11 protein-coding genes are annotated in these 16,355 nt (G+C 70.7%); 9 read left to right on the top strand and 2 right to left on the bottom strand.

Annotated elements, in window-relative coordinates; genetic code table 11:
• The first annotated feature begins 2 nt into the window (after window positions 1–2).
• From tsaE to trxA, 6 genes are read left to right on the top strand one after another with little or no spacing between them, the layout of a single operon-like run.
• Complete coding sequence (gene tsaE / locus Q1A87_RS15505; protein ID WP_299653113.1) at window positions 3–491, top strand: tRNA (adenosine(37)-N6)-threonylcarbamoyltransferase complex ATPase subunit type 1 TsaE; 489 nt, start codon at window positions 3–5, stop codon at window positions 489–491.
• Window positions 488–1,510, top strand: a complete 1,023-nt coding sequence (locus Q1A87_RS15500; protein WP_299653110.1) for a phosphotransferase — start codon at window positions 488–490, stop codon at window positions 1,508–1,510. The genes tsaE and Q1A87_RS15500 overlap by 4 nt, the downstream gene beginning before the upstream one ends.
• Window positions 1,507–2,178: a nucleotidyltransferase family protein gene (locus Q1A87_RS15495; protein WP_299653107.1), complete on the top strand. Its 672-nt coding sequence runs from the start codon at window positions 1,507–1,509 to the stop codon at window positions 2,176–2,178. Before Q1A87_RS15500 ends, Q1A87_RS15495 begins: the two co-directional genes overlap by 4 nt.
• Window positions 2,178–5,120 (top strand): double-strand break repair protein AddB, encoded by a 2,943-nt coding sequence (addB, locus tag Q1A87_RS15490; protein WP_299653104.1) that lies wholly within the window; start codon window positions 2,178–2,180, stop codon window positions 5,118–5,120. The genes Q1A87_RS15495 and addB overlap by 1 nt, the downstream gene beginning before the upstream one ends.
• A gap of 5 nt (window positions 5,121–5,125) precedes the next feature.
• A complete protein-coding gene (gene addA, locus Q1A87_RS15485) occupies window positions 5,126–8,479 on the top strand; it encodes a double-strand break repair helicase AddA (RefSeq protein ID WP_299653155.1) in 3,354 nt (1,117 codons plus the stop codon).
• 15 nt (window positions 8,480–8,494) lie between these two features.
• On the top strand, window positions 8,495–8,842 hold the full coding sequence (trxA, locus tag Q1A87_RS15480) for a thioredoxin (RefSeq protein ID WP_363323008.1): 348 nt from the start codon (window positions 8,495–8,497) through the stop codon (window positions 8,840–8,842).
• Window positions 8,843–8,993: 151 nt separating this feature from the next.
• Here trxA and Q1A87_RS15475 read toward each other — a convergent pair whose 3' ends face one another.
• Window positions 8,994–10,343, bottom strand: coding sequence for an ammonium transporter (locus Q1A87_RS15475; protein ID WP_299653098.1), 1,350 nt, complete (start codon window positions 10,341–10,343; stop codon window positions 8,994–8,996).
• Window positions 10,344–10,363: 20 nt separating this feature from the next.
• A complete protein-coding gene (locus Q1A87_RS15470) occupies window positions 10,364–10,702 on the bottom strand; it encodes a P-II family nitrogen regulator (RefSeq protein WP_299653096.1) in 339 nt (112 codons plus the stop codon).
• 266 nt (window positions 10,703–10,968) lie between these two features.
• Here Q1A87_RS15470 and Q1A87_RS15465 point away from each other — a divergent pair, with 266 nt between their 5' ends.
• The 3 genes from Q1A87_RS15465 to Q1A87_RS15455 all read left to right on the top strand — a co-directional run bounded on the left by Q1A87_RS15465 (window position 10,969) and on the right by Q1A87_RS15455 (window position 16,317).
• Window positions 10,969–13,122, top strand: a complete 2,154-nt coding sequence (locus tag Q1A87_RS15465) for a transglycosylase domain-containing protein (RefSeq protein WP_299653093.1) — start codon at window positions 10,969–10,971, stop codon at window positions 13,120–13,122.
• Between the two features lie 145 nt (window positions 13,123–13,267).
• Window positions 13,268–14,947, top strand: coding sequence for a type I secretion system permease/ATPase (locus Q1A87_RS15460; protein ID WP_299653152.1), 1,680 nt, complete (start codon window positions 13,268–13,270; stop codon window positions 14,945–14,947).
• Window positions 14,944–16,317: an HlyD family type I secretion periplasmic adaptor subunit gene (locus tag Q1A87_RS15455; RefSeq protein ID WP_299653090.1), complete on the top strand. Its 1,374-nt coding sequence runs from the start codon at window positions 14,944–14,946 to the stop codon at window positions 16,315–16,317. The genes Q1A87_RS15460 and Q1A87_RS15455 overlap by 4 nt, the downstream gene beginning before the upstream one ends.
• Window positions 16,318–16,355 lie beyond the last annotated feature (38 nt).

Below are 16,355 nucleotides of genomic sequence, written 5' to 3'. Positions count from 1 at the left end.
CGATGCCGAATGCGCCGTTCGCCCTGACCCTTCCGACACCGGAAGCGACCGAAGCCTTTGCCGCCCGGCTTGCGCCATGCCTGGGCCCGGGGGACGTGCTCTTGCTCGATGGTCCGGTCGGGGCCGGCAAGACGACCTTCGCCCGTGCCCTGATCGGTGCCCTTCGTCAGCGGGCGGGGTTGCCGCCGGAGGACGTCCCGTCCCCGACCTTCACCCTCGTGCAAACCTACGAGACCGGATCGTTCCAGACCTGGCACGCCGATCTCTACCGGATCACCGATCCGGCCGAAGTGCTCGAACTCGGGCTCGAAGACGCGTTTCGCGAGGCGCTTTGCCTCGTCGAATGGCCAGACCGGCTGGGGCGCGATCGGCCTCCGGGCGCGGCAACGCTGACCTTCACCGCCGACGACGGCGACACGCGCCACTTGTCTGTGGAGGCCCAGCCGGCATTGGCCGGGCGGTTGGCGCCTGCGTTCGGGGTGACGGCATGACGGATCGCACGACAGAGATCACGGCGTTCCTGCACGGAGCCGGCTGGGAAGACGCGGCGCGTGTGCCGCTCGCGGGCGACGCTTCGTTGCGCCGCTATGTCCGGCTCGTTCGCAGCGATGCCCGTGCGATCCTGATGGACGCACCGCCAGAGACCGGAGAAGACGTCCGACCCTTTCTCGAGATCGCGGAATGGCTGGCCCGGAACGGTGCCTCCCCGCCCGGAATCCTTGCCAGCGACATCGAGGCCGGCCTCCTGCTTCTGGAGGATCTGGGCGACGACCTGCTCGCTCGACGCGCGACGCGATCCCCGGAAAAGGAGCCGGATCTCTACGCCGAGGCGGCACGGCTTCTCGTCGAACTGCACCGCCCCGACCCGCCGGACCGGCCCTCCTATCTCGACGAGATGCCCGAGCTGGCCGCGACCGTGGTGGACTGGTACGCACCGGACGCCCGTGCGCATCGTGGCGTCATTCGCGACGCGCTGGCCGACGTCGTGGACCGGCATCTGACCGGAAGCGAGGTCTTCGTCCACCGCGACTACCACGCCGAGAACCTGCTCTGGCTGCCGGATCGCAGGGGAACCGCCCGGATCGGCGTGCTCGACTTCCAGGACGCGATGCGCGGGCCCGCCGAATACGACCTCGCCTCGCTGATCCACGATCCGCGCCGGACGGTCGCCGAAGCGGCCGTCGCCGCAGCGACCCGCGCGTATCTGGACGCGAGCGGCGCTAACGCCGAGACGACCGCCACGCGGATCGCGATCTGCTCCGTGCAGCGCTCGCTCCGGATCATCGGGCGGGTCTTCACCCGTCTTTGCCTGCATTCAGGCCGGACCTCCTATCTTCGCTTCATCCCGCCCACCTGGGCCGCGCTGCAGCGCGAGCTTCGCCACCCCGCGCTCGCACCGGTCCGCCGGGCTCTGGACGGCTTGCTGCCGGAACCGGATGCGCGCTGGCTCGCGGATGTCGAAGCGCGGGCCGGGACGCTGCACGGACGCGATCACGCGGGGGCCGAATGATCGGGGCGATGGTCTTCGCCGCCGGGCTCGGCACGCGGATGCGGCCGCTCACGGACGACCGACCGAAGGGGCTCGTCGACGTCGCGGGCCGGGCGCTCGTCGATCATGCGCTCGAGCAGGTCGCGGGCGCCCGGCCGATCGTCGTCAACGCCCATCACCATGCGGACCGGCTGATCGCCCACCTCGCCCCGCGCGGCGTCAGGATCCTGCACGAGACGCCGACGCTGCTCGACACCGGGGGCGGCCTTCGCAACGCGCTGCCGCATCTGGGCGCTGGACCAGCGTTAACGATGAACGCCGATGCCGTCTGGACTGGACCGACCGCATTCGCCACGCTCTCGGCAGCCTGGGCGCCGGACCGGATGGATGGACTCCTCCTCCTCGTGCCCCTGTCCCGCGCCGTCGGACCGGCCAAGGGCAGCTTCGGGATGCGCGCGGGTGGGAGGCTCGAGCGCGACCCGGAAGGGCACGTCTATACGGGAGCGGGTATCGTGAAGACCGACGCATTGGCCGACGATTCGCGCGAGGTGTTCTCGCTTCGCGACCTGTGGTTCGACATGGCCGCTCGGGGGCGGCTGCATGGCGTCCTCCACCCGGGACGCTGGGCCGATGTCGGAACGCCGGACGGCATCGCCGCGGCGGAGGCGATGCTGGCGGCGCGGGTTTGATGCACGGCCTCTATTACGAGCCCCTCGGCGTCGATTTCAGCGTCGCGCTCGCCCGCGGTCTGCGCGCGCGGATGGCGGACGCGCCGCCGGAGGCGCTGGCGCGCGTCACCGTGCTGGTCAACACCTCGCGCATGGCCCGCCGGCTGGAGGCCGCGCTGATGGCGGACGGGGCGACGCTCCTGCCCAAGATCGGCCTCGTCACCGATTTCGCCCCGCTCTTGCCGCCGGGGGACATGCCGGTGGCGAGCGTGTCCAAGCTGGCGATCCGCCTGCGACTGACGCAGTTGGTCGAAAGCCTGCTGCGCGTCCGGCCCGACCTGTCGCCGCGCGCCGCCGCCTTCGACCTCGCCTGCGGTCTCGAAACCCTGCTCTCCGAGATGCAGGAGGAGGAGATGCTGCCCGACGCGCTCGACTGCATGGAGACGGGCGATCTGTCGGAGCATTGGCAGCGCAATCTCGAGTTCCTGCGGATCGCGACGAACTGGCTCGAACATATCGGCGAACTGACGCCGGTCGGCGCGCAGATTCGCGCCCTCGACCGCCTCTGCGCCCGTTGGACGGCGACCCCGCCGACCGATCCGGTCATCGTCGCCGGCTCCACCGCCTCGCGCGCGCCGACACGGCGGCTGATCCGGGAGGTCCTGGCACTGCCGCAGGGCGTCGTCGTCCTGCCGGGGCTCGATTCCGACATGCCGCACGACGCCTGGGCGGACCTGACGCCCGGCGCGGCGCATCACGACCACCCGCAATACAGGCACGCCGCGCTTCTCGAGATGCTGGACGTGCCGCGCGACGCGATCCGCCGTTGGGACGACAGCGTGCAACCGGCCGTGCCGGCGCGCAACGCGCTCGTCTCGCTCGCGCTGCGGCCCGCCCCCGCGACCGATGCCTGGCTCGCCGAGGGGCCGGCGCTCACCGATGTCGCCGGCGCCTGTCGCAACGTCACGCTCCTGACCGCGCCCTCGCCCGGGGCGGAGGCCACCGCCATCGCCTGCGGCCTGCGCGACGCGCTGGCGCAGGACAAGCGAGCGGCGCTGATCACGCCGGACCGGACGTTGGCGCGGGAGGTGCGCGCGCAGCTCGAACGCTGGGACATCCTGCCCGACGAATCCGCCGGCCAGCCGCTCAACCAGAGCGCACCGGGGCGCCTTCTGCTGCACCTCGCGGGGATGCGGGGCCGGCCGGTGGAGGCCGAGGGGCTGGCGATCCTGCTGAACCACCCGCTCACGCAGATCGGCGGCGACCGGGCCGAGCACCTGCGGCAGGCGCGCCTGCTGGAAGTCGCGCTGCTGCGTCGCGACCCCCTGCCCTTTCCGAACCGCAACGCGATCGAGGTCTGGTGTGAAGACCCGTCCACGCCGGAAACCGACGAAGTCTGGAGCCACTGGCTCTGCGGCCTCGTCGACGACCTGCTGTCGCAGCCGCGCATGGCGCCGCTGGCCGAACACGCGCGAAGCCATCTCGCCCTCGTCGAACGCGCCGCCCGGGGCACCGGCAGTTCCGCAGACGCGGTCTGGGAGGGGCCCGCCGGGCAGGCCGCGCTGCGTGTGATCGAGCAAATACAGGCGGGGGCCGGGGAGCGCGGCGGCGAGCCGGTCCCGGCGCAGGAGTTCAACCGCATCCTCCAGACCATGCTTTCGGGCGAGGAGGTGCGCGACACCTACGGCACGTCCGACCGGATCATGATCTGGGGCGCGCTGGAAGCTCGGGTGCGCCATGCCGACCTCGTGATCCTCGGGGGGCTGAACGAGGATGTCTGGCCCGCCCAGCCGAGCCCCGACCCGTGGCTCAACCGCGCGATGCGCCGCTCCTGCGGCCTGCGCCCGCCGGAGCGGACGGTCGGCCTCTCGGCTCACGACTTCCAGCAGGCCGCCGCCGCGCCCGAGATCTGGCTGAGCCGTGCCGCGCGCACGGCGGAGACGGAGACCGTGCCCGCCCGGTGGCTCAACCGGATCGTCGGGCTGTTGGGCGGCATCGGCGCGGAGGGGGAAACCGCGCTCGCCGGCATGCGGGCGCGCGGCGCGCACTGGCTCCGCGTCGCGGCCCTGCTCGACGAACCGGCGGGCCTGCCGACCGGGCCCGCCCCGCGGCCCGCACCGAAGCTTCCCGCGGGGGTGCGTCTCGACCGCATCTCCGTCACCGCGGTCGAGACGCTGATCCGCGACCCGTACCACATCTACGCGCGCGACATCCTTCGCCTGCGTCCGCTGGCCCCGCTGCGGCAGGGCCCCGACGCGGCCCTGCGCGGCTCGGCGGTGCACGACGCGATGGAGCGGTTCACCCGGCGGCTGTACGGCCGCGACCTTCCCCCGGACGCCGCGGACCTCCTGCGCCGGGCCTTCGAGACGACGCTGGAGGAGACGGCGCCCTGGCCCGGCATGCGGCGGATGTGGCTGGGCAAGTTCGACCGCGTCATTCCGGATTTCCTCGCGGCGGAAACCACGCGTCGCGGCCTCGGCACGCCCCTCCTCGTCGAGGGGCAGGGCCGACGCAGGTTCGAGGGCGCGGGGTTCACGCTGACCGCGCGGGCCGACCGGATCGACCTACGCGACGGCGCGGTGGCGATCTACGACTACAAGACCGGCACGCCGCCCTCCCCCAAGCAGCAGAACGCCTATGCCAAGCAGCTCCTGCTCGAAGCGATGATGGTCGCCGACGGCGCGTTCGAGGGCGTGCCCGACCTGCCGGTGGAGGAGGCCGCCTACCTGCGGGTCGGCAACACCTACGGCGAGGTCGCGCCGGCGGCTCTCGACGCGGAAGCGATCGACGCGACCCGCGACCAGCTCGTCCGGCTGATGCAGGGCTACGCGACCGGCACGCCCTTCATCGCGCGGCTCGCGCCGGATTTGCTGACCTATGACGGGGATTACGACCATCTCGCCCGTTACGGCGAATGGGACGACACCCAGCCCGCGACGGTGATCCCGGTGGGCCGGCCGTGAACCGGATGATGCGCCCCGACCCGGCCAGTGCCGCGCAGATCGCCGCCGCCGATCCGTCGGGCTCGGTCTGGCTCGCCGCAAATGCCGGCTCCGGCAAGACGCGGGTCCTCACCGACCGCGTCGCCTGGCTCCTGCTCGAGGGGACGTCGCCCGAGCGCATCCTCTGCCTCACCTACACCAAGGCCGCGGCGGGCGAGATGCAGAACCGCCTGTTCAAGCGGCTGAGCGAGTGGGCGATGCTGCCCGACGACGCGCTTCGCGCGGCGATCACCCGGCTCGGCGCGGCGCGCGGCACGATCTCGCCCGAGCGGCTGCGCCACGCCCGCACGCTCTTCGCCCGCGCCATCGAGGCGCCGGGCGGACTGAAGATCCAGACGATCCACGCCTTCTGCGCCTCGCTCCTGCGGCGTTTTCCACTCGAAGCGGGCGTGTCGCCGAACTTCTCGGAGATGGACGAGATCGCGACCGCGCGGCTGCACGCCGAGGTTCTCGACGCGATGGCGGCTGACCCGGCGACGCAACCCTTGGTCGACGGCGTCGCCCGCCGCCTGACGGGGAACGAGCCGACCGAGTTCCTTGCCGCGGTGGCCCGGCTCGGCCCCGGTTTCGCGGCGATGTCCGTCGAGGCGTTGCGCCCGGCCCTGGGCATCGCCGACCGCGATGCCGAGGAGGTTCTGGCCGACGTCCTCGGCCCGTCCACGCGCGAACTGATGGTGGATTTCCTGGACGGCGCGCGGACGGCCCCCGGCAAGACGCTGGCGGGAATCGTCGAGACACTCGACGCGGCGCTCGACAGCGCGCCGCGGGACCGGTTCGACCAACTCCGCGCGGCCTGCCTGACGAGCGCCGACGCGCCGCGCTCGACCGGGCGCTGGCCGAAGGCGGTGCTGGCCGGCGACCACGGGGACCTGGTCGAGATCTACACCGAGCTGGCGACCCGCATCGCCGATGGCGTGACCCGTATCGCCGCGCTGGAGGCGCTGGCGCAGACCGAGGCGCTGCACGCGTTCGCGCCCGCCTTCATCGAACGGGTGGCGGCGGAGAAGGCGGCGCGCGGCTGGCTCGACTTCGACGATCAGATCGCCCGGGCGCGGCACCTGCTCTCCACCTCCTCGATGGCGCAATGGGTGCTCTTCAAGCTCGACGGCGGGATCGACCACATCCTCGTGGACGAGGCGCAGGACACCTCGCCGGACCAGTGGGAGGTCATCACCCGGCTCGCCGCCGAGTTCGGCGCGGGTCAGGGCGCGCGGCCGGACGCGCACCGCACGATCTTCGTCGTCGGCGACCGCAAGCAGTCGATCTACGCCTTCCAGGGCGCCGACCTCGACGCCTACGGACGCATCCGCGATACCTTCGCGGCAATGCATCCGGAGGGCGGGATGCCGTTCAAGGACCACGCGCTCCTGTTCTCGTTCCGCTCCTCGCCCGTGATCCTCGACCTCGTGGACGCCGTCTTCGCCGAGGGCGGGGGACTGGGGGACGCGCCCGAACACATCGCCTTCCACCCCGACATGCCGGGGCGCGTCGATCTCTGGCCCGTTGTCCCGAAGCAGACGGAGGACCGATCCGACCGCGAGTGGTTCGAGCCCGTCGACCGGCCCGCGCCGAACGACGCGGAAGTCCTGCTAGCCGAGCAGGTGGCCGAGGGGATCAGCGCGATGATCGCGGAGCGCGTGCCGGTCGGGCGCGGCGCGGGCCGGCGTCCGGTCCAGCCGGGCGACATCCTCGTGCTGGTCCAGCGGCGGGACGCGCTGTTCCATCACATCATCCGGGCTTGCAAGCGGCGCGACCTCGACCTTGCGGGGGCCGACCGGCTCGTCGTGACCGAGGATCTGGCCGTGCGCGACCTGATCGCGCTCCTGAAATGGGTCGCGATGCCCGACGACGACCTGTCGCTCGCCACCGTGCTGCGCTCGCCGCTGGGCAATCTGGACGAGGCCGGGATCTTCGCGCTCGCGCATGGCCGGGAGGGCCGGCTCTGGCCGCGGCTGCGCGCGACGGGGATGGACCGGACGGCGGAGGCGATGCTGTCCGACCTTCTGGGCGCGTCCGGCTACGAGCGGCCCTACGAGCTCCTGCAGCGCATCCTGATCCACCACGACGGGCGCCGCCGCCTGCTGGCGCGGCTCGGCACGGAACGGGCGGAGGCGATCGACGCGCTCCTGCGGCAAGCGTTGGACTACGAACAGCTCGAGGTGCCGAGCCTGACCGGGTTCCTGTGCTGGATCGAGGCGGCGGCCGTCGAGTTGAAGCGGCAGGGCGGCCAGGGCTCGATCCGGGTGATGACGGTCCACGGCGCGAAGGGGCTCGAGGCGCCGGTCGTCATCCTGCCGGAGACCGCGACGCGCAAGCCACGCACCCTGTCAGGGGTCGAGCGGCTGCCGGACGGCGTGCCGGTCTGGATGCCGGTCAAGGCGAACTGGTCGCCCGCGATGCACGCGGCGAACGAGCGCGCCGTGGCCGCCACCCGCGCGGAACGCGACCGCCTGCTCTACGTCGCGCTCACGCGGGCGGAGAGCTGGCTGATCGTCGCCGCGGCGGGCGAGGTCGGCGACGCGCCGAATGCAAGCTGGTACCGGGCGGTCGAAGCCGGGATGACGGCGTGGGACGCCGTGCCGCATGACTTCGCGGGCGGCCGAGGCCTGCGGCTCGAACGGGGCGACTGGTCCGCCGCCGCGCCCGTACCGGTACACGCGGTGGAGATGGCCGAGGCGCCCGACTGGCTCGGACAGGCCGCGCCGAAGCCCGCGCGCGCGATCGGTCGCATCGCGCCGTCGCAACTGCCCGGCGCGAAGGCCCTGCCCGGCGAGAGCGGTCTGGACACGGAACTGGCGATGCGCGTGGGCACGGCGGTCCACGCCCTGCTCGAGCATCTGCCTGGCCTGCCCCCGGCGGAGCGGCGCGCCCGCGCACCGGCGATCCTCGCGGCCCATGCCGACCTGCCGCCGGACTTCGACGCCGACCCGCAGATCGCGGAAGCGATGGCCGTGCTCGACGCCCCCGACCTCGCGCAGGTCTTCGCGCCCGGCACGCTGGCCGAAGTGCCCTTCGCGCTGCCGGCGACGGCCGCACGACCCGCGATCGTCGGCACGATGGATCGTCTGATCGTCGCGCCGGACCAGGTCACGATCGTCGACTTTAAGACCAACGCCACCCTGCCCGACCGCGCCGAGGACATCCCGGACGGCGTGTTGCGGCAGATGGCGGCCTACGGGGAAGCGGCGGCGGCGATCTGGCCCGGGCGGGCGGTCACGCTCGCCATCCTGTGGACGAAGGGGCCGCATCTGATGGAGGTGCCCGAGGAGGTGATCGCGGCACTGCCGCCGGCCATTGACCCGGTCGGGCCGGGTGCCTAGCTCTGAGTGCCCGCGCTGGACGCAAACGCACAGGAGTTTCCCATGGCCACCATCTCCGCCACCGACGCCACCTTCGACGAGGTCGTCAAGCAGTCCGACATCCCCGTCGTCGTCGATTTCTGGGCCGAGTGGTGCGGCCCCTGCAAGCAGATCGGTCCGGCGCTCGAAGAGCTTTCGACCGAGTACGAGGGCCGCGTGAAGATCGTGAAGGTCAACGTTGACGAGAACCCGCAGAGCCCCGCGCAGATGGGCGTCCGCGGCATTCCGGCCCTGTTCCTGTTCAAGGGCGGCGAGGCCGTGGATCAGAAGATCGGCGCCGCGCCGAAGGCCGCGCTGAAGGACTGGATCGAAGGCGCCGCCTGACCGCACTTCGTCGACGACATGCAACGGGCGGGGTTCGCAGGAACCCCGCCCGTTTCTTTTGCGCACCCGGCATATCCGTAAGCCGGAAAAGATATCGGCCCCGGGCGTAATTGCCCGGGGCCGTGTTGCACGAGACCTCAAGGGAGGAGGATCAGCCTCGCGCGAACTCCGGATAGGCCTCCATGCCGAGTTCGGCCATGTCGAGCCCGTTGATCTCGGCCTCCTCGCTGACGCGGATGCCGCCGAGGGCCTTCAGGATGAACCAGACGATCAGGCTCACGACGAAGACGAAGGCGCCGATGGCCGCGAAGCCGAGGATCTGCGTCCCGAAGGAGGTGCCCTCGGTGTAGACCGGCACCACCAGCGTGCCCCAGAACCCCGCGACGAGGTGGACCGGAATGGCGCCGACCACGTCGTCGATCTTCAGGCGATCGAGGAGCGGCACCGCGAAGACCACGATCACGCCGCCCACGGCTCCGATCCACAGCGCACCGAAGAGCGTCGGGTCGAGCGGGCCCGCGGTGATCGAGACGAGACCCGCCAGAGCGCCGTTCAGCACCATCGTCAGGTCGACCTTGCCGTAGGTCACCTGCGTCAGGATCAGCGCGGCGACGGCGCCCGACGCGGCGGCCATGTTCGTGTTGGCGAAGATCCGGCCCACATCGGTGATGTCGCCCACCGTGCCCGCGGCGAGCTGCGAGCCGCCGTTGAAGCCGAACCAGCCGAGCCACAGGATGAACGTGCCGAGCGTGGCCAGCGCAAGGTTGGAGCCCGGCATCGGCACGACGCGGCCGTCACGGGCATACTTCCCGATCCGCGGGCCGAGCACGAGGGCCCCGGCCAGCGCCGCGAAGCCACCCGCCGCGTGGACCAGGGTCGAGCCGGCGAAGTCGGAGAACCCGGCCTCCGAGAGCCAGCCGCCGCCCCACTGCCACGACGCCTCGATCGGGTAGATGAAGCCGGTCAGGATCACGGTGAAGAACAGGAAGGGCCAGAGCCGGACGCGCTCGGCCAGCGTGCCCGAGACGATCGACGCGGTGGTGGCGCAGAACATCAGCTGGAAGAAGAAGTCCGAGGCGACCGAGGCGTAGTCGAGCGAGGCGTCCGCGGCCGCGAGGCCCACCGGTTCGAGCGAGGTGATCGCGAAGAGCGGCCCGAGATAGCCGTCGCTGAGCCAGTTGCCGTCGCCCGGATACATCAGGTTGAAACCGACGAGCCAGTACATGATCGCCGCGATCGAGAAGAGGGCGATGTTCTTCGTCAGCTGCGTCGTCACGTTCTTGGAGCGGACGAGCCCGGCCTCCAGCATGGCGAAGCCGGCCGCCATCCACATGACGAGGAAGCCGCCGATGAGGAACAGCAGCGTCGTCATGATGTAGGGGCCGATCTCGTCGAAGGTGGGCGCCACCTCCTCGACGACCTCGGCCGCCTCCTGTGCGAAGCCCGCGAGCGGGAGCACGGCGAGCGCGGCCCCCAGGGCGAGAATGTTGTGCAATTTCATTTGTCCTGTCCCCTCGTCAATCAGATGGCGTCGTCGTTGAGTTCGCCGGTGCGGACCCGGACGGCCTGCTGCACGTCGAGCACGAAGATCTTGCCGTCGCCGATCTTGTCGGTCTTTGCGGTCGTGGCGATCGTCTCGACGACCTGGTCGGCCATCGCGGCGGACACGACGATCTCGAGTTTGACCTTCGGCACGAAGTTCACCGCGTATTCGGCACCGCGATAGATCTCGGTATGACCCGACTGGCTGCCGAAGCCCTTGATCTCCGTGACCATCATGCCGCGCACGCCGAGCGCGGTGAGCGCCTCGCGCACCTCCTCGAGCTTGAACGGCTTGATGGCTGCAATAATGAGTTTCACCAGAATCCCCCTCGTCGTAGCGGTCTTTCGATCTCGGATGCCGGGATTCGAGGGGGGTGGCCACGGGGAGGACGGCCCGGGAACCGCTTTCCGCCGCGACGAAAAAAGCGTTTGCCGCGTTTTTCGCCTAAAATGCAGGCACCGCCTCATTAATAGGCGGAACGTTAAGCGGGTATTCGGACATCCGTTCGTCAGGTGGGGTCCACAAGCGAGTCGGCAGCGCCTATCTTCGCGCGCAAAACATTCCCCAGACGGGACGGGCAGTCATGGCGAAACCCACGAAGACGCGGCTGGTGGCCGACAGGCGACGCGCGTCTGCCCCTCGGGCGAAGTCCAAGACCGCGAAGCCCCGTGCCGCAGCGACAGGCCGTCGGGGGCCCGGGTCCTGGCTGACATGGCCGTTCCGGCTGGCGGCACGCATCTTCTGGGCCGTGGCCTGGCGCGGTACGGTGGCGATCGCGGCGCTCCTCGCCCTTGCGACGATCTACAACTATGCGGGGCTGCCCGACATGGCGAGCCTGTCGGACGGGCGCGCCCGCGGATCGGTCACGCTGCAGGACCGCGACGGTCGGACCTTCGCCTGGCGCGGCGACAATTTCGGCGGACTGATCACGCTCGACGGCGTCTCGCCGTATCTCGAGAACGCCGTCGTCGCCTCGGAGGACAAGCGTTTCTACAGCCATCTGGGCGTCAGCCCGCGCGGCATCCTGGGCGCGATGCGCAACAACGTGCAGGCCGGACGCTCGCCCTTCTCCGGCTCGGGCGGGTCGACGATCACACAGCAGGTGGCGAAGCTCCTTTGCCTCGGCACGGACTGGGACCCCGCCACCGGCATCTCCGAGGCCGCGTTCGAAGCCGATTGCCGGGCCGGGTCGGTCTGGCGCAAGGTCAAGGAGATCCCCTACGCCTTCGCGCTGGAGATGAAGTTCACCAAGGCGGAGATCCTCTCGATCTACCTCAACCGCGCCTATCTGGGCGCGGGCGCGCGCGGCTTCGCGGCGGCGAGCCAGCGCTATTTCGGGACGTCGGTGGCGGACGTGAACCCGCAGGAGGCGGCGATGCTGGCCGGCCTGCTTCCGGCGCCGAGCTACTACGCGCCGACGAGCAACCTCGAACGCGCGCAGGACCGCGCGCGGACGGTGCTGACGCTGATGCACGACCAGGGCATGCTGGGCGACACGGACTTCGCGGCTGCGGTGGCGAGCCCCGCGACGCTGTCGCCCGCGGCGCGGGAGGACACGGGCGGCTATTTCGCGGATTGGGTCATGTCGGACGGGCCGGACTTCCTGACCGGCGACACGACCGAGGACGTGATCGTGCGCACCACGCTCGACCAGCGTATCCAGCGCGCGGCGGAGAGCGCGCTGCAGGAGGTGTTCGAGACCAAGGTGAGCGCCGGTTCGGAGGCGCAGGCGGCGATCGTGGTGATGTCCGCCGACGGCGCGGTCCGCGCGATGGTGGGCGGCCGCAATACCCGCGGCGGCGGCCAGTTCAATCGCGCAGTCCAGGCCGTGCGGCAAACCGGGTCGAGCTTCAAGCCGTTCGTCTATGCCGCCGCGCTCGACCTCGGCTGGCGGTTCGACTCGATCATCCTCGACTCGGCGCTCGCCATCGACGTGCCGGGCTCGGGCATCTACTCGCCCAGCAACTACACCAACCGGTTCTACGGCGAGGTGACGCTGACCGACGCGCTGACCCATTCGCTCAACGCCGCGACCGTTCGCCTGTCGGAGAACGTGGGCCGCGACGTCGTGCGCAACGTGGCGCAGCAATTCGGCATCGAGAGCGATCTGGCCGAGGGGCCGGCGCTCGCCCTCGGCGTGTCCGAGAGCACGCTTCTCGAGATGACGGGCGCCTATGCCGGCATCCTGAACGGCGGGACGAGCGTCACGCCCTACGGCCTGTCGTCGCTGTCGCTCAGGGGCGACGACCGGGCGCTTCTCGATCACGACAGCGGGCTGGGCGAGCGGGTCATCACCGACGGCGCCGCGCGGCAGCTCGTTTACATGATGTCCCAGGTGATCGAGCGCGGCACCGGCACCCGCGCGCAATTGCCGAGCGGCCGGCCCGCCGCCGGCAAGACCGGCACGACGCAGGCGGCCCGCGACGCGTGGTTCGTGGGCTTCACCGGCGATTACGTGGCCGGCGTCTGGATGGGCTACGACGACAACACGCCGCTGACCGGCGTGACCGGCGGCGGGCTCCCGGCCGAGATCTGGCGCGAGACGATGGCGCGCGTCCACGAGGGCCTGCCGGTGACGCCGTTGCCGATGATCGATCCGGCGCTGGAGACACGTCCCGCGCCGCAGGTGGCCGGGCGCGAGATCGCGCCGCGGTCGTCGCCGCCCCGAGAGGATGAGCCCAACATCGCCGAACGGGTCCTGATGGACGTGCTGGGGGGGATTTTCCGCCGGAACTGAGACGTGATTGCATCTCAATTGACGCAATCTTCACGTTCTGTATGCCACGCGGACGCATCCAAGAGGTCATCGCCGCGAAATGAGACTTCCCCGCCCCACGAACCGACCCTCCGGCAAGGAGGAGGTGACGCAGGTACGCAGCCAGATGAACGGCCTGCTCACCATGGCCTTCGTCTTCTCGGTCTTCGTGAACCTGCTGATGCTGACCGGGCCGCTCTACATGCTGCAGGTCTACGACCGTGTGCTGGGCTCGCGCTCGGAGGAGACGCTGATCGCGCTGTCGGTGCTGGTCACGTTCCTGTTCCTGATGATGGGCGTCCTCGACCACGCGCGCGGACGGGTGATGGCGCGGGTCGGCGCGCGGTTCCAGTCGGCCCTCGACGGCCGGGTCTTCTCCGCGCATCTGCGCCGCGCGGCCGCCACGCCCGGCGGCGCGGGCGGGCGCAACCCGCTGCGCGACGTCGAGGCAGTGCAGCGGCTGCTGGCCTCGCCCGTCTTCCTCGCGCTGTTCGACGTTCCGTGGACGCCGTTCTTCATCGGCGCGATCTTCATCTTCCATCCCTATCTCGGCCTCCTGGCCGTGGGCGGCGGGGCGGTCCTCGTCTGCATCGCGCTCCTCAACCAGTGGACGACTTCGGGGCCGATGGCGCAGGCCAACCAGGCCGCCGCGCAGTCGGAGGTGACCGCGCAGCAGCTCGCCTCCGAGGCGGAACTGGTGCAGTCGCTCGGCATGCGCGGCGCGGCCTTCGCCCGCTGGATGAAGGCGAGAAGCGTCTCGCTCAGCCAGTCGATGGCCTTCTCGGACCGGTCGGGCTTCTACACCGTCACGACCAAGACGCTGCGGCTGTTCCTGCAATCGGCGATGCTGGGCCTCGGCGCCTGGCTCGTGCTGCAGAACGAGCTCACGGCTGGCGCGATGATCGCGGGCTCCATCCTGCTGGGGCGCGCGCTCGCGCCGATCGAGATGGTCATCGGCCAATGGCAACTCGTCGTCGCCGCAATGCGGGGCCGCGCCGCCGTCGTCGCCCTGCTCGACCAGATCCCGCCCGAGACGGAACGGACCCCGCTGCCGCGCCCGCAGGCGATGCTGGTGGCCGAGAACGTCACGATCGTGCCACCCGGCGCGCAGCAGGCCTCGCTCCGCGCGGTGTCCTTCGTCCTGAAGCCCGGCCATGCGATGGGCGTCATCGGCGCGTCCGGGGCCGGCAAGACCTCGCTTGCCAAGGCGGTGACGGGGGCGTGGATGCCCGCGGGCGGCCGCCTGCGCCTCGACAGCGCGACGCTCGACCAGTACGATCCGGACGTGCTCGGTTCCTATATCGGCTACCTGCCGCAGACGGTGACGTTGTTCGACGGCACCATCGCGGAGAACATCGCCCGCCTGCAGGAGGATGCCGATCCCGCCAAGATCGTCGAGGCCGCGAAGAAGGCCGCCGCGCACGAGATGATCCTGGAGCAGCCGCAGGGCTACGACACCAAGGTCTCGGCGGTGGGCGGGCGGCTTTCCGGCGGACAGATCCAGCGGATCGGCCTCGCGCGGGCGATGTTCGGCGACCCGGCCATCCTCGTCCTCGACGAACCGAACTCGAACCTGGACAATATCGGCACGCAGGCGCTCAATCAGGCCATCCGGACGATGAAGGACGAAAGCCGTTCGGTCATCATCATCGCGCACCGGCCGGCGGCGATCCAGGAATGCGACACCCTGCTGATGCTAGAGGCCGGCGCGCGCGTGGCCTTCGGCCCCCGTGAGGAAGTCCTCAAGAAGATGGTGCGCAACCATTCCGAGATCACGCGCGAACCCGCGCCCGGAGGCGTGACATGAACAAGCAGTCGGGAACTCCCCTGGGCAAGGCCCGCCCCGCCAAGCTGCCGGCCGAGGTGGCGAAGCCCGCCGCGGTGCCCGTCTCCGGCCGTGGCTGGTCGGCGCGCAAACCGATCCTCCTCGGACTGGTCGGACTGGCGCTCCTCGTGGGCGGTTTCGGATCCTGGGCGGTGCTCGCCAACATCTCCGGGGCGATCATCTCCTCGGGCCGCGTCGCGGTGGAGAGCAACCGGCAGGTCGTGCAGCACCCCGACGGCGGCGTCGTGACCGAGATCCTCGTGCGCGAGGGCGACGAGGTCGAGGCCGGCGAGACGCTGATCCGGCTCGACCCGACGGATCTGCGCTCCGAAGCCGAGATCCTGCGCGGCCAGTTGCAGGAGATCGCGGCCCGCTCCGCCCGGCTGATCGCCGAGCGCGACGATGCCGACGAGATCGCCTTCCCGGAGGAACTGTTGCAGGCCGACACGCCGGACGTGGCCGAGATGCTGGAGGGACAGCGCAACCTGTTCGACGCTCGTCGCGAATCCCGTGCCCGCGAGGTCGACCAGCTGGACCGGCGCAAGGACCAGATCTCCTCTCAGGTCGACGGGATCGGCGCGCAATCCGAGGCGGTCGACCAGCAGCTGACCTTCATCCGCGAGGAGATGGGCGCGCAGCAGAGCCTGCTCGACCGCGGTCTGGCGCAGGCGCCCCGCGTGCTGGCGCTGCAGCGCGACGAGGCGGGGCTTCTGGGTCAGGTCGGCGAGTTCGCCGCGACCGTGGCCGAGCTCGAGGGCCGGGCGACCGAGATCGACCTGCAGATCCTGAACCTGCGCAACCGCGCGCGGGAGGAGGCCATCTCGGAACTCCGCGACCTGCGCTTCCGGGAGCTGGAGCTGGCCGAGCAGTACCGCGCCATCACCGGCCGGATGGGCCGCCTCGACGTGACCGCCCCGGTCGCGGGCGTCGTCTACGACATGCAGGTCTTCGCCAACCGCTCGGTCATCCGCGCGGCCGAGCCCGTCCTCTACATCGTTCCGCAGGATCAGCCGTTGGTGATCCAGACGCGCGTCGACCCGATCCATATCGACACGGTCTATCCCGGCCAGCCCGCGACGCTGCGCCTGCCGACCTTCGATGCGCGCACCACGCCCGAGCTCTTCGGCGAGATTGCCCGCGTCTCGCCCGACGCGTTCACGGACGAAGCGACCGGCCAGACCTACTACCAGGCCGAGATCCTGCTCAACGAGGGGCAGGTCGACCGGCTCGAGGGTCAGAACCTGCTGCCCGGCATGCCGGTCGAGGCGTTCCTGCGCACCGACGACCGCACGCCGCTGGCCTATCTGACCAAGCCGCTGACGGATTACTTCACCCGGGCGTTCCGCGAATAGGGTCGGGTTTGCCCGCCTTGGCACCGGTGGGCGGACAT

It is taken from the genome of uncultured Jannaschia sp. (assembly GCF_947494055.1).
Classification (GTDB): domain Bacteria; phylum Pseudomonadota; class Alphaproteobacteria; order Rhodobacterales; family Rhodobacteraceae; genus Jannaschia.
The sequence above is the reverse complement of the archived record's forward strand: the minus strand, read 5'-3'. Positions and strand labels throughout refer to the sequence as shown.